We start from the raw sequence: 21,329 nt of genomic DNA, 5'->3' as shown, positions 1-21,329 counted from the left end.
AAGGTTTCGCGCCGTACACAGAATCTATGAGCGACGCGGTCTGTGGGAGCGGGCTTGCCCGCGAAGAGGCCATCGAAACCACCAGAGATCCTAAGCCAGTTCGGCAACCTTCGCCGCTTTCAGTTCGGCCTCCCGCGCCTGCGCATCGGCCAGGCGATACAGCTCGATCGTGCCGTCCCAGTGCTCGATCAGCGCCGTACACGACTCCACCCAATCGCCACAATTGAGGTAATCCACCTCGCCGACCTTGCGGATCTCGGCGTGGTGAATGTGTCCGCAGACCACTCCGTGCAACTCGCGCTTCACGCATTCGTGGGCGATGGCTTCTTCGAAGTCGCTGATGAAGCTGACCGCGGTCTTCACCTTGTGCTTGAGATAGGCCGACAGCGACCAGTAGCCGTAACCGTATTTCGCCCGCCAGTGATTGAGCCAGCGGTTGAGGGTCAGGGTGAACTCGTAGGCCGAATCGCCGAGGAACGCGAGCCAGCGGTGGTAACGGGTGATCACGTCGAACTGGTCGCCGTGAATCACCAGCAGATGCCGGCCATCGGCGGTGACGTGCACCGCTTCGTCCACCAACTGGATGTTGCCCAGAATCAGTTTCGAATAGCGGCGCAGGAATTCGTCGTGGTTACCGGTGACGTAGATCACCTCGGTGCCGCGTTTGCTCATGGTCAGCAAACGGCGGATCACGTTGGTGTGCGCCTGGGGCCAGTACATGCCGCCGCGCAGTTTCCAGCCGTCGATGATGTCACCGACCAGGTAGATCTTGTCGGCGTGATAGCCCTTGAGAAATTGCGACAGATGCTCGGCCTGGCAATCCCGCGTGCCCAGGTGCACGTCGGAGATCCACAGGGTGCGAACCCGTTGTTTACGGCTGGGTCTGGCGAGCTCGGCGCTGGTCATGGGCAACCCTCTGCGATGTTTTCGCCACTGTGCGCGCGCCCGGTTAATCGACCATGACAGGTGTGCGTCAGTCGTGTGACAAACGCGTCGCCCCTGCGCCGGTGTAGACTGGCGGCTCGCCCGGAGACCACCATGCAACCGATCCTGACCCTGCGCCATTACAGCCACGACCTGATCGCCCACAGCCACGACCACGCGCAACTGGTGTTCGGCCTGTCCGGCGCGCTGGATTTCGAAGTCGAAGGGCGTGGCAGCCAGGTCTTGCAGCAGAGCTTCGTGGTGATCCCCGCCGGCGCGCATCACGCGTGCGGCAGTCCCAAGGGCAGCCGTTGTCTGGTGCTGGATGTGCCGGACGAACAATGGCTGGCGCGCTCGCTGGGCGATCACGCCGATGCCAGTCGTCGCCTGCTGGACAACGCCGCGCGGTTGTCGCTGGATGCCGGGCAAGGTCAATTGGTCAACTGGCTGGCGAACAGTCCGGTGGACGATCCGCTGATTGCGCAACAGGGCGCGGTGTTGTTGCTGGCAAGCCTGAACCACGTGCCACCCGGCGAGATCGTCGCGCGCCGCCTGCCCTACGCAGCACTCGACGCGCACATCGAGCAGTACGCGGCCTATCCGTTGCAAGTCGCGGATCTGGCGCGCATCGCCGGATTGTCCAGCGCCCGGTTGCATGCGCGGTTCGTCGCCGAATGCGGGCAGACACCGATGGACTACATTCGCAGCCGCCGGCTGCACAAAGCCGTGGCGCTGTTGCGCAACACCACGCTGCCCGTCGGTGAAGTGGCCAGCCGGGTCGGCTACAACTCGCAAAGCGCGTTCTCGGCCGCCGTCCTGCGTGAGTTCGGTACGTCTCCTACACAATTGCGACGCGAGGCTGACGACAAAAGTCGATAGCCTGCCGACAGACTTTTGCGCCGTTACACGCTTCAATGTGTGCCTGTAATGGTGTTTGGAAAAAGGACTGCAATGACTCCCCGTACCGCCCTCGGCGCCCTGCATATCGGCGCACTGATGTTCGGCCTGACCGGCGTCTTCGGCAAACTCGCGGCCGCAACGCCCGCCGTCATCGTGTTCGGGCGCGCCGCGTTTGCCGTGCTGGCCCTGGCGTTCTTCGCCCGCTTCGCCCAACAGGGCGGCTGGCAGAAACTGCAGGCCGTCGACTGGCGGCGACTGGCCCTGAGCGGTGTGCTGCTGGCCGGGCACTGGGTGAGTTTCTTCATTGCGGTCAAGGTCGCGGGCGTTGCCATCGCGACCCTGGGTTTCGCCAGTTTCCCGGCCTTCACGGTGATCCTCGAAGGGCTGATCTTTCGCGAACGCATCCGCATCAATGAAATCGTGCTGGTGGTGCTGGTCAGTGTCGGGCTGGTACTGGTGACGCCGGCGTTCGATCTGGCCAGCGGCGCGACCACCGGCCTGCTCTGGGCGATTCTGTCCGGCCTGCTGTTTTCCCTGTTGTCCCTGACCAACCGCGCCAGCTCCGGGCGCATCCCGGCGGTGCAGGCAGCGCTGTGTCAGAACGTGGTGGTGGCGTTGTGTCTGCTGCCGGTGGCGGCGCCGCAACTGAGCGAAGTGCGGGCCATCGACTGGTTGTGGATCGGTCTGCTCGGGGTGTTCTGCACCGGCGTCGCCCACAGTCTGTTCGTCGCCAGCCTCGCGGTAATCAAGGCGCGCACCGCCGCGGTGGTGTTCGCCATGGAGCCGGTGTACGGAATTACCGTGGCCTGGCTGCTGTTCGATGAAGATCCGACCCTGCGCATGCTGATCGGCGGCGCGCTGATCATCGTTGCCATCGTGGTGTCGAGCCGGATGTCAGGCAGCAGCGACAAGAAAACCGTCGCGGCTGAGGCGGCCTCTCACTGAGTACGGTCGTTGTGGCCGAGGTCGCGGTCAGGGTCGATCCGGTCGCGCACCCGCTGCTTGAGCACCTTGGCCTCGGGGAAGCCGCCGTCGGCCTTGCGCTCCCAGATCTGCACGTCGTTGCAGGTGATGTGGAATATCCCGCCGGTGCCCGGCACCAGGGACACTTTGCCGAGGTCGTCGCCGAAGGTGCTGAGCAGCTCTTGCGCCAGCCACGCGGCGCGCAACAGCCACTGGCATTGCGTGCAATAGGTGATGACGATTTCCGGTTTTGTGACGGTCATGATTGCTGAAACTCCTGAGCCAGAGGGCGCCGCTATAATAGCCGGCTTTATCGCTCGCCCCGAGACTCACGATGCGTCGTCTGCTGATCTGCCTGTTGCTTGGTTTCCTACCCCTGTTCGCTGGTGTCAGCGCCCATGCCAGTGAGACCACACGCCCGAAAGTCGGCCTGGTGCTGTCCGGCGGCGCGGCCCGTGGCCTGGCGCACATCGGTGTGCTCAAGGCGCTGGAAGAGCAAGGTATCAAGATCGATGCGATTGCCGGCACCAGCATGGGCGCGGTGGTCGGCGGGTTGTACGCCTCGGGCTACAAGATTGACGAGCTGGAAAAACTCGCCCTGACCATCGACTGGCAGCAGGCATTGTCCGACGCCCCGCCCCGCAAAGACGTACCGTTCCGGCGCAAGCAGGACGACCGCGATTTTCTGGTGAAACAGAAGCTGAGCTTTCGCGACGACGGCAGCCTCGGCCTGCCCTTGGGCGTGATTCAAGGCCAGAACCTCGCGCTGCTGCTCGAAAGCCTGTTGGCCCATACCAGCGACACCCGGGATTTCGACAAGCTACCGATCCCGTTCCGCGCCGTGACCACCGACATCGCCAACGGCGAAAAAGTGGTGTTCCGCAAGGGCCATCTGCCCCAGGTGATCCGCGCCAGCATGTCGATCCCGGCAGTGTTCGCCCCGGTCGAACTCGACGGCAGACTGCTGGTGGATGGCGGCATGACCGACAACATTCCCCTCGACGTGGCCCGGGAAATGGGCGTCGACGTGGCCATCGTGGTCGACATCGGCACCCCGCTGCGCAACCGCAAGCAACTGGTGACCGTGGTCGATGTGCTGAACCAGTCGATCACCCTGATGACCCGACGCAACTCCGAAGAGCAACTGGCGACCCTGCACCCCAATGACGTGCTGATCCAGCCGCCGCTGGCGAGCTTCGGTTCCACCGACTTCGGCCGTGGCCAGGAAATGATCGACGCCGGCTACCGAGCGACCCAGGCCCTGGACGTACGCCTTGCCCGCCTCAAACCCGTGCAGTCTCAGGACGCTGAGCTCAACGCCGCCCGCGCGCCGGGCCAGCGCACGCCGATCATCACTGCGATCAAGGTCGAGAACGACTCGAAAGTCGGCGATGACGTGATCCGCTACTACATCCGCCAGCACATCGGCGAACCGCTGGACCTGGGTCGCCTGCAAACCGACATGGGCACCCTGTACGGCCTCGATTATTTCGAGCAGGTGCAATACCGCGTGGTGCACAAGGGCAAGGATCACACGCTGGTGATCAGCGCGCGCGGCAAACGCACCGGCACCGATTACCTGCGGGTCGGCCTCAGCCTGTCGGACGACATGCGTGGCGACAGCGCCTTCAACCTCGGCGCCAGTTACCGCATGAACGGCATCAACCGGCTCGGCGCGGAATGGCTGACCCGGGCGCAGATCGGCGATAAACAAGAGTTGTACAGCGAGTTCTACCAGCCGCTGGACGTGGGCTCTCGCTACTTCGTGGCGCCTTATGCGTCGTTCGCCGCACAAAACGTCGACTCGGTGCTGGACAACGATCCGATCGCCCAGTATCGCGTCGAGCGCTACGGCTTCGGCCTGAATGTCGGCCGGCAGATCGGCAACAGCGGCGAAGTGCGTTTCGGCGTCGGCGAGGCTTGGGGCAAGGCCGATGTACGGATCGGCGATCAGGACCTGCCGAGCGAAAACTTCAACGAAGGGTTCTATGCGCTGAAGTACTCCTTTGACTCGCTGGACAACGTCTACTACCCCCATGAAGGCGAAGACATCGGCCTGACGCTGGTGCAGTTCGAGCCAAGCCTGGGTTCCGACACGCGCTACCGACAGTGGGAGTTCAAACTGGACAAGGCCATGAGCAGTGGCCCGGATACGCTGATTCTCGGCGGTCGTTACGGTCGAACGCTGGACGATGCCAACGTGGTGACCTCCAGTTTCCTGCTCGGCGGTGCCCGGCAACTGTCCGGTTTCCGCGAGGACGCCATCTCCGGGCAGAACGTCAGTCTGATGCGTGCGGTGTATTACCGCCGCCTCACCCCGCGCTCGTACCTGCCGCTGGACTTCCCGCTGTACGCCGGCGCCTCGCTGGAACGCGGCCGGGCGTGGAACAACGACAACGAGTTCGACAGTGGCTACATCAACGCCGCCAGCGTGTTCATCGGCTTCGATACGCCGCTGGGGCCGCTGAACTTCAGCTATGGACTGAACGATGCGGATGAGCAGGCGGTGTACCTGAACCTCGGGCAGACCTTCTGACAGCGGTCAGCGAATCCCCGCCAACAGCGTGCGCGCCGTTTGCTTGAGGGGTTCGTCGGCTTCCTTGAGCAGTTCGTTGAGCAAGGCAATGGCGCTGTCGATATCGCCGTCGTCGATGCAGGTCTGGGCCTGTTCGAGTTTGCCGGCGTTGGCGGCGTCTGAGGGTTCGGGCTCCAGTTCAGGAGCATGTAGCTCCAGTGGTTCCAACGAGAGCGACGAACCGGGATCGCCAAACTCGTTGAGAAAGTCCTCATCCAGCGGCTGCGCTTCCGGCTCGGCGATCCATTCCAGTTCGGCGGTTTCGGTATCGTCGGGCAGGGTTTCCGGCAATTCGAAATCCTGTGGCAGTACCTGCAGATCGGAGCCGAGCGTTGATGGCGCCTGTTCAGGTGCGTCGGTGGTGGAGCGAGTCTCCTCAAGATCCCAACTCGACGCCATCGAGAGCTGATCCAGGTTCAGTTCGAAATTGTCTTCGGGTTCCGGCTCCACAGGGGGTTCGATCGGCAGCGCAGCAATCACCGGAGGCGCTGCCGCCAGAGGTGCGGCGCTGGCCAGTTTCGGGTAGCGGGCGCGAATCTCCTGCAAGCGCTGATCCTCGACCCCGAGCTGGCGCAGGCGGTTTTCCTGCTCGTCATAGATCGGCGTGTCGCCCTGCCGCCCCAGCACTTCAAGCAACTGCACGCCAAGGTCGATGCGCTCCGGTTCCCGCTGCAACGCATCGCGCAACAGACCGGCAGCCTCGCCCAAGCGTCCGTAGGCCAGATAAATGCCGACCGCTTCCAGCACATCGCCGTTGGCGTGTTCCTCGCGATGTTCGACAGCACTGTGACCGGCACTCGGCTGCATCGGTTCGGCGTCGTCGACCGGGGGTTCGTTTCGTACCGGCAGGAACGGCAACGGCGCAGCAGTCCCTTGCGCCTGCTGGCGTTGCCGGCGCACATACAACCCCGCCACCAGCAACCCCAATACCAGCAACAATCCGCCGAGCAGCGGCCAGTTGAGTGAATCCTCTTGGGACTCAACCGGGGCAATGACCGGCGCCGGCACAGGTGCCACGGGCGCTGCGGTCACTGGGGGTGCCTGTTGCACTTCAATCAGACGGGCCTGCAAATCACCGAGCTGTTTCTTGCCGTCAGCGATCAGCACTTCCTGCGCCTGAAGCTTCACGTTCAATGCATCGATGGTTTTTTGCAGTTGCTGGTTCTGCAGAATGCTCGCCGCCAGTTGCTCGGCCTGCGCGGCGGCGACCGGAGCCGGTGGCTGCACCGGCGCAGCAGGTTTGGCCGGCGTAGTTGCGGTGGGAGTCTCGGGGATCGGGAATTCCGAGGATTGCGCGCGCGCCGTTGGCTCGTCGGTGGCCGGGACAATTCCCGGTGAGCCCGGCGGGTCGATCAGCACGGTGTATTCGCGCAGCAGGTGGCCGTTGGGCTGATCGAGCTGCACCAGGAAATTCAGAAAGGGTTCGTTGACCGGTTTGGTCGAAGTCACCCGGATCATGTTGCGATTGGCGCGCAGGATCGGGGTGAACTTGAGGTCATTGAGAAAAAACACGCGCTCGATACCGGCGCGGCCAAACTCGTCCGCCGAGGCCAGACGGACCGCCAGTTCGCTTTCACTGACGCCCCCGACATCCACCAGCGCGATGTCAGCCTTGAGCGGCTGATTGAGGGCTGAATGCACGGTGATGTCACCGAGCCCCAGCGCCAATGAGGCGGTGGACCAGGTGAGAACACCGGCCACCAACAGCGAGTTGGCGCAACGCAGTACCACGTGCCGACTTCCGAGCATGAGCATCCCTTGAATAAGCAAAACCGACTTCTATGCGTTCGCACATCCGGTACGAACACGATATTGCCCAGTAGTTCTTATAGTCCGCCCAGCGCGATCTCTCAAAAAAACGGCACGCGGTTATGCCTCAAGACTTTTCCAGGTTAGCCAGAATGTGCCCGTGAACCCGCATGCACACCTTCAAATCCGCTTCGTCGACGCCCTCGAACAATTCCTTGCGCAGTTGCGTGGCGATGGTTTCGATCTGTTCGATCAGCGGCAAGGCCGGAGCACACAGCACGATTTTTTTCGCCCGGCGGTCTTCCATCACGGACTGGCGTTGCACCAGGCCCTGGCTTTCCAGGCTGTCGAGCAGACGGGCCAGGGTCGGCCCTTCGACGCCGACGCTTTGCGCCAGCTCCCGCTGGGTCGGCGCCTCTTCGAAGCGCGCCAGATGCAGCAGCACCAGCCAGCGCGCCTGGGACAAGCCCAGGCCGGCCAGCCGGCGATCGAGTTCGGCACGCCAGCCACGGGACATCTGGGCCAATTGCATGCCAAAACGGTGTTGATCGGTTAACGGCATAAAACACTCATGATTAGACTGAACAAATAGAGAAAAACTAATTATTAGTCAGCTAAGCATGACATTTGGCTATAGGCAAGAGGCGTCCTGTACTGAATCGTTACAACCGTATAACGGTTGGCACAAACGCCCTCTTACAATTCAAACTCGGATTGCAGCGCAGCCCTTACGCAATACAGCACGCCTTCCGGAACACGACCGGCAAACAGCTCGGCCACTTCGGCGACCGACGGCAACTCGCCTTCGCCGTCGAGGAAAGCATCCTGTACTTCGCCCATCAGGTCTTCCGGCAGGTCCAGCGCCTGTTCCAGCGACAGTTGCTGCTTGCCAATGGCTTCGGCGAGCATGGTGTAGACATTCTTTTCCGAGCACTGCAACTGACCGGAGATCTGCAACGGCGTCATGCCGGCGCGGGCCAGGGTGATCAGTTCGTGACGCACGTCGGCCACCACTTTCGGCGCCTCGGCCTCGCCGCCGAGCACTTCGAGGAAGGCCTCGCCGTAACGCTCCAGCTTGCGCGCGCCGACGCCGCTGACCCGGGCCATGTCCGCCAGCGAGGTCGGCTGGCTGCGGAGCATTTCCAGCAGGGTCGAGTCGGGGAAGATGACGTACGGCGGCACGCCGTGTTCTTCCGCCAGTTTGCGCCGCAGGGCGCGCAAGGCTTCCCACTGTTCGCGCTCTTCGCCACGCACCAATTGACTGGCCTGGCTCTTGCTGCCGCTCTTGGCGGTGATTTGTGGTTTGAGGTCGCGGCGCAGTTCAAGGGTCACTTCGCCCTTGAGCAAAGGCCGGCAGGTATCGCTCAATCGCAGGCCGCCATAGCCTTCGTGATCGACATCCGCCAGACCACGGGCCACCAACTGGCGGAACAGCGAGCGCCATTCGCTCTCCCCCAGCGCCTTGCCGACGCCGTACACCGACAGGTGCTGATGGCCGAAGCTGCGGACCTTTTCGTTGTCCTTGCCCAGCAGCACGTCCACCAGATGGCCGACGCCGTAACGCTGGCCGGTGCGATAGATCGCCGACAGCGCCTGACGCGCAGGCTCGGTGGCGTCCCAGGTCTGCACGCCGTCGGTGCAGTTGTCGCAGTGACCGCACGGCTCCGGCATGTCTTCATCGAAATACGCCAGCAGCGCCTGACGGCGGCAGCGGGTTTCTTCGCAGAGCGAGAGCATGGCATCGAGCTTGTGCTGCTCCAGACGCTTGTGGCGCTCGTCGCCCTCGGAGTTCTGCAGCATCTGCTTGAGCATCACCACGTCTTGCAGACCGTAGGCCATCCAGGCGTCCGCCGGCAGGCCATCACGGCCACCGCGTCCGGTTTCCTGGTAATAGGCTTCAAGGGATTTCGGCAGGTCGAGGTGAGCGACGAAGCGCACGTTGGGTTTGTCGATGCCCATGCCGAACGCCACGGTGGCGACCATGATCAGGCCTTCCTCGTTGAGGAAGCGCTTCTGGTGATAGGCGCGCAGATCGTTGGGCAGACCGGCGTGATACGGCAGCGCCGGGAAGCCCTGCTCGGTGAGAAACGCGGCCACCTCCTCCACTTTCTTGCGCGACAGGCAGTAGACGATGCCGGCGTCACTGCGCCGCTCGGCAAGGAACGCCAGCAACTGCTTGCGCGGCTGCTCCTTGGGCACGATGCGGTAGAAGATGTTCGGCCGGTCGAAACTCGAGAGGAAACGCTCGGCATTCTGCAGGTGCAGGCGGGTGACGATTTCTTCGCGGGTACGCTTGTCGGCGGTGGCGGTCAGGGCAATGCGCGGCACGTCGGGGAACATTTCCGCCAACTGCCCCAGTTGCAGGTATTCCGGGCGGAAGTCATGGCCCCATTGTGATACGCAGTGCGCTTCGTCGATGGCGAACAGCGCAATGTTCAAGCCTTGCAGGAACGACAGCATGCGCGGCTGCACCAGCCGCTCCGGCGCCAGATAAAGCATCTTCACTTCGCCGCGCTTGATCCGGTTGGCGAGGTCGCGCTGCTGTTCGGCGCTCAGGGTGGAGTTCAACGCGGCGGCGGCCACGCCCAGCTCTTCGAGGGTGGCGACCTGATCGTCCATCAACGCGATCAGCGGCGAGACCACCACCGCCAGACCGTCGCGCAACAGCGCCGGCACCTGGAAGCACAGGGATTTACCGCCGCCGGTCGGCATCAGGACAAGGGCATCACCGCCACTGGCCACGCGCTCAATGATTGCACCCTGACGGCCACGGAAACTGTCGTAGCCGAAGATGTCCTTGAGGACGCGTTGAGCCTGTTCGAGCATAAAAACTCCAAAAATCCACCGAAACATCCCTGCACAGGCTGGTTCAAGACAGCCGAGGCTGCTTTAAACAAAACGTAAGCGCGCATTGCATCGCGCCCTACACAATCAGCCGCGACACCGGCAGGGATCGCAAAGCGCGGCAGTATACCCGAGCCCTCCTCGGCAGAGGGCACCGCCGATAAGAAGCTTGTTCGGGCAAATCTGCCGTGCGGCTGGCTTGAGGGCTCAAGAAGGCCTAGAATTCCCGCATTGTTTATTCCCCCAAGGTAGCCCTTTAATGTCCTTCGCCGAGCAACTAACCCGCCTGCAAGTCTTCCTCGACGCCGACGAGCTGCATGAAGAGGCGCTGGACTACGTGGCCGCTCACGGTTACCTGACTGCGCTGTCGATCTGCGCCGACGTGGTGCCGGAGCGTGAATGGATCGACGCCCTGTTCGCCGAAGAGCCGCATTACAGCAGCGAAGCGCAGCGTGAAGAGATCGAAGCCACGCTGATCGGCCTCAAGGCCCACATCGCCCGCCAACTGGCGTCGGACGAAGAGTTCGAGCTGCCATGCGAGCTGGACCTGGGCGACGACCCGGACGATTCCGAACTGCGCGGCTGGTGCATCGGCTTCATGGAAGGGGTGTTCCTGCGCGAAGCGGCCTGGTTCGAAACCGCCGAAGAAGAAGTCAGCGAAATGCTCCTGCCGATCATGGTCGGTTCGGGCCTGTTCGACGAACAGCCTGAGTTCGAAGACATCGCCAAGGACGCCAACCTGATGGACGACATGATCGTGCAGATCCCGGAAGCCCTGACCGCGCTGTACCTGCTGTGCCAGGCGCCCGACGAAAAACCGGCGATCCTCAAGCCACGTCACCACTAAGATCCGGCCTATGGACAATCCCATAGGCAACCGCCCCCTGATGTTGCGCTACATCCTGCTGGCCATCGGCTGGCTGAGCGTGGCATTGGGGGTGATCGGGATTTTCCTGCCTGTTCTCCCCACCACCCCCTTCCTCCTGCTGGCAGCCGCCTGCTTCGCCCGCAGCTCTCCGCGTTTCTATCAATGGCTGGTCGAGCATCCCCGGCTCGGACCATGGATCCGCGATTACCTGGATGGCAACGGCATTCCGCTCAAGGGCAAGGTCTACGCGATCGGGCTGATGTGGGCGAGCATTCTGTTCTCGTGCTACCTGGTGCCGCTGCCTTGGGCCCGGGGGTTCATGTTGACCAGCGCGGTGCTGGTGACGGTTTATATCTTGCGGCAGAAGACGTTGCGCAAATCCTGACAAGGGGCGATGGCGCAACTCAGTCCTTTCAACCTGACACCCAGTTGAATCATGTTTAAGAACATGTCCGCAAGGCCACGCAACCTTGCGCCTTTGCCTACGCATCCGCCAGACTCCGCCGGCTTGTGCGCCTTGGGGGCGGGTTCTATTGTTTGCCGGTCGCTGAACAGCAGCGATCGGGTTTAGCGATCCGGCTCCCCACAGACGCAACAACGCCCAATCCCGATTGCAGTCTCTTCTCTGCACTTGGCGTAATGGTGGCTGTGCGTGGGAGACCTTCGGGTCTACCCGGGGTTTCTGTGACCCGGATCGCTAACCTGCGTACAGCCGCCACCTTTACTTGTTTAGCGATGAGTCGTGGCGGCCAAATCCAATCACGGAGATTCGCCATGATCAAACCAACGCCAAACCCGCCCGAAGTCGATTCGACTTCCCCCTACGAAACCCTCGACTCCAAGAAATTCCACGAAGCCGCCGAGCGCGCGCTCGATCACTACCTCAATCCCCTCCTCCCCCGAAAACCGCTGCTCAAACCCAACACCCGCTACCTCATCGCCCCCGGCATCGACAGCGAAGAACTGCTGGCCGACGCCTGCGAAACCCTGACTTCGGCCAAGACCATGGCCAATGACTTCGCCGGGTTGGTGGATGGCTCGCATCGGCATGTGTTGTTGGGGATTGCGCAGCTGATCATGCTGGGTGAGCTGGCGGTGAATCGGGTGCTGGATAATCTGGAGTTGAAAACCGAAGCAGCGGTGTAAAGAAGGTAAATGCACTGTCGCGAATAATGCGTGACAGACATGACGCCTTCGTCGGATCGCCGCCCGGGGCAAGCCCGCTCCCACAGGTACGGCGGCGTGGTTTAAAGGTGTGCTAGACGCATGACCTTGCTCCGGGCGGCGATCCGACGAAGGCTCACTCCCAGGCAACACATCACTTGCGGCATGAAAAACCCGCCGTCCCGTTTGATCGGGGCGGCGGGTTTTGTCGTTTCAGCGTTCAGATCAAACCGTATCCACCTTCAACGAATGATCATTGAGCATGCCGTTGATGATGGTCGCCGTGTCGTGCCCGCTGGCGATCAACCCACCCGCCCCCGGCGTCACACCGTAGTGGCTGGCGAGGTTGACGCCGGCCAGGTCGATGGTCTGGTTCGGCGTGGCGCCGGCCATGGCGCTGACGTCGATGCTGGTCATGACCGAGGCGCCGCTGCCGGTGACGGTGAAGTGCAGGTAGTCATCCAGTGACGCCGACGTGCCGTTTTCACCTTGCAGCAGTTGCGACAGGTCGAGCTTGTCGGTGCCGGGGGTGAAGTCGGTGACGAGGTCGTGACCGCTGTTGCCCTTGAGCCACTGGAAGGTGTCGGCACCCGGTCCGCCGGTCAGGGTGTTGTTGCCCATCCCGCCGATCAGCAGGTCATCGCCCCCGCCGCCGTTGAGGATATCGTTGCCCAGGCCGCCGTTGATCACGTTGTTATTGTTGTCGCCGGTGAGGGTGTCGTTGAAGTTCGAGCCGACGAGGTTTTCGATGCCGGTCAGGGTGTCTGTGCCGGCGCCAATGGTGTTTTGCGCACCGAGCAGGCCGAGGTTGACCGTCACCCCGGCGGTCGCGTGGGCGTAGCTGGCGGTGTCGATGCCAGTGCCACCGTCGAGCAAATCGTTGCCCCGGCCGCTGTAGAGCAAGTCGTTGCCGGCGCCGCCGTGCAGTTCGTTGTTGCCGGAGCCAGCGGTGAGCACGTCGTTGCCGTCGCCGGCATTGATGATGTTGTCGCCGGTGCCCGCCACCAGTACGTCATCGCCCGAGGTCCCAGTGAGGGTGTGGCCGTCCTGATAGCTGATGGTCACGTTTGCCGTGTCGCTGCCGCCGTGGTTGTCGTTGGCGGTGTAGGTGCCGTGGTAGTCCGGGGTGATGTCGTGGGCCCCGGCGTAGTTGAGGGTCATGGTCAGCTGGTAGTTCTCCGCCGCGTTGGCGTTGCTGCCCGTGGTGTTGCTGATGTTGGTGATGTGGATCTGGTAGACGCCGTCGGACGTCGCGGTCAGGGTCTGGCCGTCCGCGAGGGCAATGTAAGCGCCGCCGTTGATCGAGTACTCCATGGTGATGTGACCGGCCGCCAGGTTGTGGTCCAGGTTGAGGGTTTCGCCCTGGCGCAGGTTGACGGTGATGCGGTCTTCATCGTTGGCGTTGGTGTTGGTCACCGCGCCGAGGTAGCCGCTGACCACCAGCACGGCGGTCATGGTGGCGGCGTTGGCGCTGAACGAGTTACGCACGTTGGCCAGGTTCTGATTGGCGGCGGTGTTGGCGTTGGTGCCGGTGAAGCTGATCGCGCCGCTGCCGGTGAAGTCTGCCGATCTGGAGATCCAGCCGGTGTTGAACGAGGTCGGCGTGGCGTTGAGGGTGTCGCCGTTGAGGTCGGTGTCGTTGGCCAGCAACAGCTCGCCCGGCACCACGATGTTGCCCGACAGCACGTTGGTGATGATGTGGTCGTCCGCCGCCACCGGAGGCGCGTTGGGGATCACTTTCACGGTCAGCGTCGAGCTGGCGAGGTCGCCATCGTTGTCGCTGAGGGTGAAGCCGATGTTTTCGGTGATCACCACGGCGGTGGTTTTTTGCGAGGTGTAGCTGTAGTCGCCGGTGTCGAGGTTGACCACCAGGGTGCCGCTGTTGTTGGTGGCGATGCTCAGGGTGTTGTTCACCGTGTTGAACGTGCCGTGGTTGGCGCCGCCGCTGGCGACCAGTGAACCCTGACCGCCGTTGGCTTTCGGGTCATAGGTGTAGGTGGTGCCGTCGACCACGATGGATTTGATGAACCCGCCATCGGCGCCGAACGTGCCGCCCTCGCCGATAAACGAACCGGTGACCGGCGCGCCCTGCACCGTGCCGGACAAGACCGAGTTCAGTTGATTGAGGTCGGTGACCACCACCGCGTTGGTGTTGGTGTGCGTGATGCCGTCGTACGCCAGCGGATCGAGGTTGGCGTTGCTCACGCCGCTGCCCAGGCCGATCGCGTAGTTCTTGATGTTGTTGGCATCGAGGAACGCCTTGAGCGTCGCTTCGTCGGCGGTGCCGATGTCACCCTCGTTGGGTTTGCCGTCGGAGAAGAAGTAGCCGACGTTCTGCGCCCCGGTGAGTTTGCCCGAGGTGTTGAACGCGTTGTACATGGTCGCCACAGCGGCGTCGTAGTTGGTGCCGCCGCCCGCGCTGAGGCTGGCCAGAAGGGTCTTGGCCGTGGCGATATCGACCCACACCGAAGTGCGGTCGGTGGCGTTGCTGCTGAAGGTGACGAGCTGCACTTTCACATCGCCCAGATCATCGTACTTGTCGAGCAAGGCGCTGATCGCCTGCTTGGCCAGTTCCAGCCGCGACAGGCCCGGTACGCCGGAGGCGTCGGCCATGCTGCCGGAGATGTCGAGAACGATGAGGATGTTGGAGTCGATCTCCACCGCCGCCACCGAACGATCCGACGCCACCGCTTTTGGCACGTCGTCGACGATGTTGACCACGATGGTGCTGGTGGTGCTGTTGCCCAGCGCATCGGTGGCTTTGTAGGTAAAGCTTTCGCTCAGGGTGTTCGGCCCGTCGTTGGCGTTCGGCGTGGTTTTCGGCGCCGAGGTCAGGGTGTAAGTGTAGGTGCCGTCGGCGTTGAGCTGGATCTGCCCGTAAGTGCCGGTGGCGCTGCCGACCAGGGTGTAGGTGATCGCCCCGCTGCCGCCGCTGACTGAACCGACCAGCGTGCCGGTGGCGGTTTCGCCAGTGTTGCCCGGGTCACTGCCGGTGACCGTGCCGGGGGCCAGGTCTTGCCCGTCCTTGGTCAGGTCGAGGGCTTTCTCGTAGACGGTGACGTCCTGATCGGTCGAGGCCACAAGCTTGCTGTCGGCGACGTTGACGGTGATGGTGGTGGTGCTTTCATCGCCGTCACTGTCGCGGATGGTGTAGGTGAATGTGTCGGTGGCGCCCGGCGGGCTCACGGAGTTCGGGTTGCTGTGATAGACCGCATTGCCCGCCGCATCGAGGGTCAGGTAGCCGTAGTTGCCGTTGATGTTGCTGTTGAGGCCGCCGATGGCCGAGGTCGCAGTGTTGCCGCCGGCGCGCACGCCGACCACGATCGCCGCGCCATCCGCGCCACTGATGTCATTGCCCAGCACGCTGATGTTGACCGTGCCGCCCTCCGCCACCGAGCCGGTGTCGGCCTTGGCGGTCGGCAAGTCATCGATGATGTTGACGTTGATCTGCCCGGTCGCGGTGCTGCCGTCGGTGTCCGTCGCCACCACGTTGAAGTTCTCGGTGAGGCTGTTGGCGCCGTTGGCGGTCGGATGGGTTTCGTTATCCACCAGGGTGTAGCTGTAGCTGACCACGCCCGTGGCCGGGTCGTATCCGGTGATGGTCAACGTGCTGCCCAGCGGGGTGACGGTCGATTGCGGGAAGCCGGCGGCCACGCCGTTGGTCATCACGGCGATGCCGCCCACGGTCAGGGTTTGCAGACCGTCGAGGGCCGTCACGGTGAAGGTGCCGCTCTGGGTCAGCGCCGGGGTGTCGGGGCTGGTGCCGTCGCTGAGGTTTTTCTCGTAGACGGTGAGTTCGCCACCATTCACGTCGAGGCCGTTGAGGACCACCGGATCGTCGTTGTTGTGAATGTTCAGCACCAGGTTGGCGGTGCTGGTGTCGCCGTCGGCATCGGTCAGGGTGTAGGTGAAGGTCTCGGTGCCGTTGCCACCGCCGTGCAGGTTTTTGAAGTCTGCATCGTTGGTGTTCAGCGTGTAGGTGTAAGTGCCGTTGGCGTTCAGCACCAGGGTGCCGTAAGTGCCAGTGAAGGTGCCGGGGGTGATCGGGCCGGCATTCGGGCCGGTCGCCACCACGTCGGCGCCTTGCACGTCGTTGGTCAGCACGTTGCCGTTGAGGGTCAACTGGTTTTCCGACGCGGTGCTGGCGTTGCTGTCGTTGATCGCCTTCGGCACGTCATCGACGATGCTGACCACGAGGGTGCTGGTGACGACGTTGCCCAGCGAATCGGTGGCCTGGTAGGTGAAGGTTTCGGTCAGGGTGTTGGCGCCGTCATCGGCGTGCGGGGTGGTGCTGGCCGGAGAGGTCAGGGTGTAGGTGTATGTGCCGTCGGGGTTGAGCACGATTTGCCCGTAGTTGCCGGTGGCGCTGCCGACCAGCGCGTAGCTGATCGCACCGACCGCGCCGGTGACCGAGCCGACCAGCGTGCCCGACGCGGTTTCGCCAGTGCTGGTCGGATCGCTGCCGGTGACCGTGCCAGCGGCCAGATCCTGGCCGTCCTTGGTCAGGTCGAGGGCTTTTTCGTACACGGTGACGTCGGTGTCGCTGACGGCTTTGAGGCAGCTGTTGTAGACGTCGATGGTGATGGTGGTGGTGCTTTCATCGCCGTCGGAATCGCGCACGGTGTACACGAACACATCCACCGCACCCGGGCCGCTCACGGCATTCGGGTTGCTGTGATAGACCGCGTTGCCGTTGGCGTCGAGGGTCAGGTAGCCGTAAGTGCCGTTGATGTTGCTGTTGAGGCCGCCGATGGCCGAGGTCGAGGTGTCGGAGCCGGCGCGCACGCCCACTACCGCGCCACTGGCTGCCGGGCCGTCGGCGCCGCCGATGTCGTTGTCCAGCACGTTGCCGCTGACGGTGCCGCCCTCCTGCACCGACGTCGCGTCGGGTTTGGCGGTCGGCAGGTCGTCGATGATGTTGACGTTGATCTGTCCGGTGGCGGTGCTGCCGTCGGTGTCCGTCGCCACCACGTTGAAGTTCTCGGTGATGCTGTTGGCGCCGTTGGCGGTCGGATGGGTTTCGTTATCCACCAGGGTGTAGCTGTAGCTGACCACGCCCGTGGCCGGGTCGTATCCAGTGATGGTCAGCGTGCTGCCCAGCGGGGTGACGGTCGATTGCGGGAAGCCGGCCGCGACACCGTTGGTGATCACGGCAATGCCACCCACGGTCAGGGTTTGCAGACCGTCGAGCGCGGTGACGGTGAAAGTGCCGCTCTGGGTCAGTGCCGGGGTGTTGGGGCTGGTGCCGTCGCTGAGGTTTTTCTCGTAGACGGTGAGTTCGCCGCCGTTGACGTCGAGGCCGTTGAGGTACACCTGATCGTCGTTGTTGTGGATGTTCAGCACCAGGTTGGCGGTACTGGTGTCGCCGTCGGCATCGGTGATGGTGTAGGTGAAGGTCTCGGTGCCGTTGCCGCCGCCGTGCAGGTTTTTGAAGTCTGCATCGTTGGTGTTCAGCGTGTAGGTGTACGTGCCGTTGGCGTTCAGCACCAGGGTGCCGTAAGTCCCGGTGAACGTACCCGCCGTGATCGGGCCGGCATTGGGGCCCGTCGGTACACGGTCGGCGCCTTGCACGTCATTGGTCAGGACGTTGCCGCTCAGTGTGAGATTGGTTTCCGAAGCGGTGCCGGCGTTGCTGTCGTCCACGCCTTTTGGCAGGTCGTCGACGATGTTCACGTCCAGCGTGGCGTTGGCGGTGGTGCCGTTGTCATCGACCACGGTCACGGCGAACTGCTCGTTCAGGACATTGGCGCCGTTGGCAGTCGGGTGCGCTTCGTTGTCGACCAGGGTGTAGCTGTAGCTGACGACGCCAGTCACCGCGTTGAAGCCGGTGATGGTTAGCGTGCTGCCCAGTGGCGTAGTCACCGATTGTGGGAAGCCAGCCGCCACACCGTTGGTGACCACGGCAATGCCGCCGATGGTCAGTGTGGTGACGCCGTCCAGCGCGGTGATGGTGAAGGTGCCGCTTTGGGTCAGCGCTGGAGCATCGGGGTTGCTGCCGTCGCCGAGATTTTTTTCGTAGACGGTGAGTTCGCCGCCATTCACGTCGAGGCCGTTGATGATCACCGGATCGTCGTTGTTGTGAATCTGCAGCACGAGGTTCGCGGTGCTGATATCGCCGTCGGCATCGGTGATGGTGTAGGTGAAGGTCTCGGTGCCGTTGCCGCCGCCGTGCAGGTTTTTGAAGTCTGCATCGTTGGTGTTCAGCGTGTAGGTGTACGTGCCGTTGGCGTTCAGCACCAAAGTCCCGTAAGTCCCGGTGAACGTACCCGCCGTGATCGGGCCGGCGTTGGGGCCGGTCGGTACGCGGTCGGCGCCCTGCACGTCGTTGGTGAGGACGTTGCCGGCCAAGGTGAGGTTGGATTCCGAAGCGGTGCCGGCGTTGCTGTCGTCCACGCCTTTTGGCAGGTCGTCGACGATGTTCACGTCCAGCGTGCCGTTGGCAGTGGTGCCGTTGTCATCGACTACGGTCACGGCGAACTGCTCGTTCAGCACGTTGGCGCCGTTGGCATTCGGGTGCGCTTCGTTGTCGACCAGGGTGTAGCTGTAGCTGACAACGCCGGTGGCGGCGTTGAAACCGGTGATGGTCAGCGTGCTGCCCAGTGGCGTAGTCACCGATTGTGGGAAGCCTGCCGCCACGCCGTTGGTGACCACGGCAATGCCGCCGATGGTCAGTGTGGTGACGCCGTCCAGCGCGGTGATGGTGAAGGTGCCGCTTTGGGTCAGCGCTGGAGCATCGGGGTTGCTGCCGTCGCCGAGGTTTTTCTCGTAGACGGTGAGCTCGCCGCCATTCACGTCGAGGCCGTTGATGATTACCGGGTCGTCGTTGTTGTGGATTTGCAGCACGAGATTCGCGGTGCTGGTATCGCCGTCGGCATCGGTGATGGTGTAGGTGAAGGTTTCAGTGCCGTTGCCGCCGCCGTGCAGCGCTTTGAAATCGGCGTCGCTGGTGTTGAGGGTGTAGGTGTAAGTACCGTTGGCGTTCAGTACCAGAGTCCCGTAAGTCCCGGTGAAAGTGCCCGCCGTGATCGGGCCGGCATTGGGGCCGGTCGGTACGCGGTCGGCGCCCTGCACGTCGTTGGTGAGGACGTTGCCGCTCAAGGTGAGGTTGGATTCCGAAGCGGTGCCGGCGTTGCTGTCGTCCACGCCTTTTGGCAGGTCGTCGACGATGTTCACGTCCAGCGTCGCATTGGCGGTGGTGCCGTTGTCATCGACCACGGTCACGGCGAACTGCTCGTTGAGCACGTTGGCGCCGTTGGCATTCGGGTGCGCTTCGTTGTCGACCAGGGTGTAGCTGTAGCTGACAACGCCGGTGGCGGCGTTGAAACCGGTGATGGTCAGCGTGCTGCCCAGTGGCGTGGTTACCGATTGCGGGAAGCCAGCCGCCACGCCATTGGTGACTACGGCGATGCCGCCGATGGTCAGCGTGGTGACGCCGTCCAGTGCGGTGATGGTGAAGGTGCCGCTTTGGGTCAGCGCTGGAGCATCGGGGTTGCTGCCGTCGCCGAGGTTTTTCTCGTAGACGGTGAGTTCGCCGCCCTCGACGTTCAACCCGTTGATGACCACAGGATCGTCGTTGTTGTGGATCTGCAACACGAGGTTGGCGGTGCTGGTGTCACCGTCGGCATCGGTCAGGGTGTAAGTGAAAGTCTCGGTGCCATTGCCACCGCCATGCAGATTCTTGAAATCAGCATCACTGGTATTGAGCGTGTAGGTGTAGGTGCCGTTGGCGTTGAGCACCAACGTGCCGTAAGTGCCGATGAAGGTGCCGGGGGTGATCGGGCCGGCGTTTTCGCCGACAGGTACACGGTCGGCGCCTTGCACGTCGTTGGTCAGGACGTTGCCGGTCAGGGTCAGTTGGGTCTCTGACGCCGTGCCATTGTTGTCATCGAACGCTTTCGGGACGTCGTCGGTAATGTTGACATCGAGCGTGCCAGTCGCGGTGTCGCCATTGCTGTCGCCGGCAATCACAGTGAACTGTTCGCTGAGGTTGTTCGTCCCGTCGCCCGCTGCGTGCGTTTCGTTGCCGTTGAGGGTGTAGCTGTAACTGACCGTGCCGGTGGCCGGGTTGTAGCCGGTGATGGTCAGGGTGTTGCCCAATTGTGTGGTGATCGATTGCGGGAAACCGATCGGCACGCCTCCGACGATCACGTTGATGCCGCCGATGCTCAGGCTGCTCAGGCCGTCCGGCGCCGACACCGTGAAGCTGCCGGTCTGGGTCAGCGCGCCAGGGTTGGCCGCGGAACCGTCGGGCAGATTGGCTTCGTTAAGATTCAATTCGCCACCGGCAACAGACAGCCCGGTGAGTGTTACCGGATTGTTGACTGGCGGTGGTGGTGGAGCGATCGGCGCAGTGTCGTCACCGTTGTCGATCACCGCGTTGTGGCGTTCTTCGGGAAACTCGGGAATGCCATTGAAACCGGCGGTGGGGAAACCAATGACCGGATCGACCCGGCCCGCCACTTCAGTCAACAACACGAAACTGTGGCCGCCACCCAGCGCGCCCGGCGCACCACCGGTGGCGCCGGGGCCGGCCGCTGTCGCTTCGGCGGATTGGGTCGGGTCATCGCCGGCGGCAATGGCTTTCTGGATCTGTTCGACGTCGGTCAGTTGCGACTCGCTCGGGGTCACCGCTTCCGGTGCATTGACGTGAGCCGCCTGATCGGCGAGCAATTGGCCGGTCATGGTCAGGCTGCTGTCGCGGCCGAGGGTCAGTTCCTGGCCGTTTTGCAGATGAACGGCAACCGCCCCCTGCGCCCCGGTGATCAATTGATCCCCTGCAAACAGACGATCGCCTTCGACCAGTGCGCGACGAGTGCCGTCCGCCGACTGAGCGAAAACCTGACCAATGACTTTAGTGACGATCCCGATGAGCGTTGCCATGTGCATTCCTCCGCTGCCGACCACCGTCGGCGCTGGTTTGCGAAGCAGCCCATGGCTCAAGCGGGTTGTCGGGGCGACGCTCGCACCTCGACAGTTCGTTTCGCAGGTTGTGCAGGTTCATAAACTCCAGCGAAATCAAGCACTTGGAATCTCTGTTCGCTGCAGCAGGCCCACTAGCGCTACGTAACGGTGGTGAATCACCCGAGTGACAAAAATCTGTCGCTCATCAGCCGCTACGCGTCCCTCCCCTTTAGCAGTACTTCGCCGTATGTCGCAAAGTGAGTGGAACTTTCCTCAAGCCTTTCTGTGCTCCCTAAAGCGCATAAAACAAAGGCTTTCGAGTGGAACAATGTGCTGGATTTGGCGAACCGCATAAGTTTTTTTTGGCATAACCCTTATGAAAATTTTTTCTTAGCTACGCTTCAGGATGTTCTTAGCTCTGTTGTTACAGGCATGAAACGC

12 protein-coding genes are annotated in these 21,329 nt (G+C 62.8%); 6 read left to right on the top strand and 6 right to left on the bottom strand.

Annotation, left to right across the window (positions count from 1 at the left end; translation table 11 throughout):
* Nucleotides 1-90 precede the first annotated feature (90 nt).
* Nucleotides 91-906: a UDP-2,3-diacylglucosamine diphosphatase gene (locus CAG25_RS12410; RefSeq protein WP_007958385.1), complete on the bottom strand. Its 816-nt coding sequence runs from the start codon at nucleotides 904-906 to the stop codon at nucleotides 91-93.
* Nucleotides 907-1,038: 132 nt separating this feature from the next.
* Between CAG25_RS12410 and CAG25_RS12405 the strand changes: the two genes are divergently transcribed.
* Nucleotides 1,039-1,803, top strand: coding sequence for an AraC family transcriptional regulator (locus CAG25_RS12405; RefSeq protein ID WP_085611563.1), 765 nt, complete (start codon nucleotides 1,039-1,041; stop codon nucleotides 1,801-1,803).
* A 72-nt stretch (nucleotides 1,804-1,875) separates the two neighbouring features.
* Nucleotides 1,876-2,769 (top strand): DMT family transporter, encoded by an 894-nt coding sequence (locus CAG25_RS12400; protein WP_007958389.1) that lies wholly within the window; start codon nucleotides 1,876-1,878, stop codon nucleotides 2,767-2,769.
* Here CAG25_RS12400 and CAG25_RS12395 read toward each other — a convergent pair.
* Nucleotides 2,763-3,050: a SelT/SelW/SelH family protein gene (locus tag CAG25_RS12395; RefSeq protein WP_039765482.1), complete on the bottom strand. Its 288-nt coding sequence runs from the start codon at nucleotides 3,048-3,050 to the stop codon at nucleotides 2,763-2,765. The two genes, CAG25_RS12400 and CAG25_RS12395, sit on opposite strands and share 7 nt — an antisense overlap.
* Before the next feature lie 71 nt (nucleotides 3,051-3,121).
* On the opposite strand from CAG25_RS12395, the gene CAG25_RS12390 reads away from it, so the two are divergent.
* Nucleotides 3,122-5,323 carry a patatin-like phospholipase family protein gene (locus CAG25_RS12390; RefSeq protein WP_085611564.1) on the top strand — a complete coding sequence of 734 codons (2,202 nt, stop codon included), beginning with the start codon at nucleotides 3,122-3,124 and terminating at the stop codon, nucleotides 5,321-5,323.
* Between the two features lie 6 nt (nucleotides 5,324-5,329).
* On the opposite strand, the gene CAG25_RS12385 is transcribed toward CAG25_RS12390, so the two are convergent.
* The 3 genes from CAG25_RS12385 to recQ form a co-directional block, all read right to left on the bottom strand.
* Nucleotides 5,330-7,111 carry a FimV/HubP family polar landmark protein gene (locus CAG25_RS12385; protein WP_085611565.1) on the bottom strand — a complete coding sequence of 594 codons (1,782 nt, stop codon included), beginning with the start codon at nucleotides 7,109-7,111 and terminating at the stop codon, nucleotides 5,330-5,332.
* 127 nt (nucleotides 7,112-7,238) lie between these two features.
* A complete protein-coding gene (locus CAG25_RS12380; protein WP_039765478.1) occupies nucleotides 7,239-7,673 on the bottom strand; it encodes a MarR family transcriptional regulator in 435 nt (144 codons plus the stop codon).
* Nucleotides 7,674-7,807: 134 nt separating this feature from the next.
* Nucleotides 7,808-9,937, bottom strand: a complete 2,130-nt coding sequence (recQ, locus tag CAG25_RS12375) for a DNA helicase RecQ (RefSeq protein WP_085611566.1) — start codon at nucleotides 9,935-9,937, stop codon at nucleotides 7,808-7,810.
* Between the two features lie 277 nt (nucleotides 9,938-10,214).
* Between recQ and CAG25_RS12370 the strand changes: the two genes are divergently transcribed.
* The 3 genes from CAG25_RS12370 to CAG25_RS12360 all read left to right on the top strand — a co-directional run bounded on the left by CAG25_RS12370 (nucleotide 10,215) and on the right by CAG25_RS12360 (nucleotide 11,969).
* Nucleotides 10,215-10,802, top strand: coding sequence for a YecA family protein (locus tag CAG25_RS12370; RefSeq protein WP_064594261.1), 588 nt, complete (start codon nucleotides 10,215-10,217; stop codon nucleotides 10,800-10,802).
* Nucleotides 10,803-10,812: 10 nt separating this feature from the next.
* Nucleotides 10,813-11,208: a YbaN family protein gene (locus CAG25_RS12365; RefSeq protein WP_065260960.1), complete on the top strand. Its 396-nt coding sequence runs from the start codon at nucleotides 10,813-10,815 to the stop codon at nucleotides 11,206-11,208.
* A gap of 389 nt (nucleotides 11,209-11,597) precedes the next feature.
* Complete coding sequence (locus CAG25_RS12360; RefSeq protein ID WP_085611567.1) at nucleotides 11,598-11,969, top strand: DUF6124 family protein; 372 nt, start codon at nucleotides 11,598-11,600, stop codon at nucleotides 11,967-11,969.
* Between the two features lie 243 nt (nucleotides 11,970-12,212).
* Here the strand turns inward: CAG25_RS12360 and CAG25_RS12355 are convergent, their stop codons facing one another.
* Nucleotides 12,213-20,867 carry a retention module-containing protein gene (locus CAG25_RS12355; RefSeq protein WP_085611568.1) on the bottom strand — a complete coding sequence of 2,885 codons (8,655 nt, stop codon included), beginning with the start codon at nucleotides 20,865-20,867 and terminating at the stop codon, nucleotides 12,213-12,215.
* Nucleotides 20,868-21,329: the final 462 nt, after the last annotated feature.

The organism is Pseudomonas sp. B16(2017), assembly GCF_002113205.1.
Taxonomy (GTDB): Bacteria; Pseudomonadota; Gammaproteobacteria; order Pseudomonadales; family Pseudomonadaceae; genus Aquipseudomonas; species Aquipseudomonas pharyngis.
Note: the sequence above shows the minus strand (reverse complement) of the source record. Positions and strands in the feature narration are given on the sequence as shown.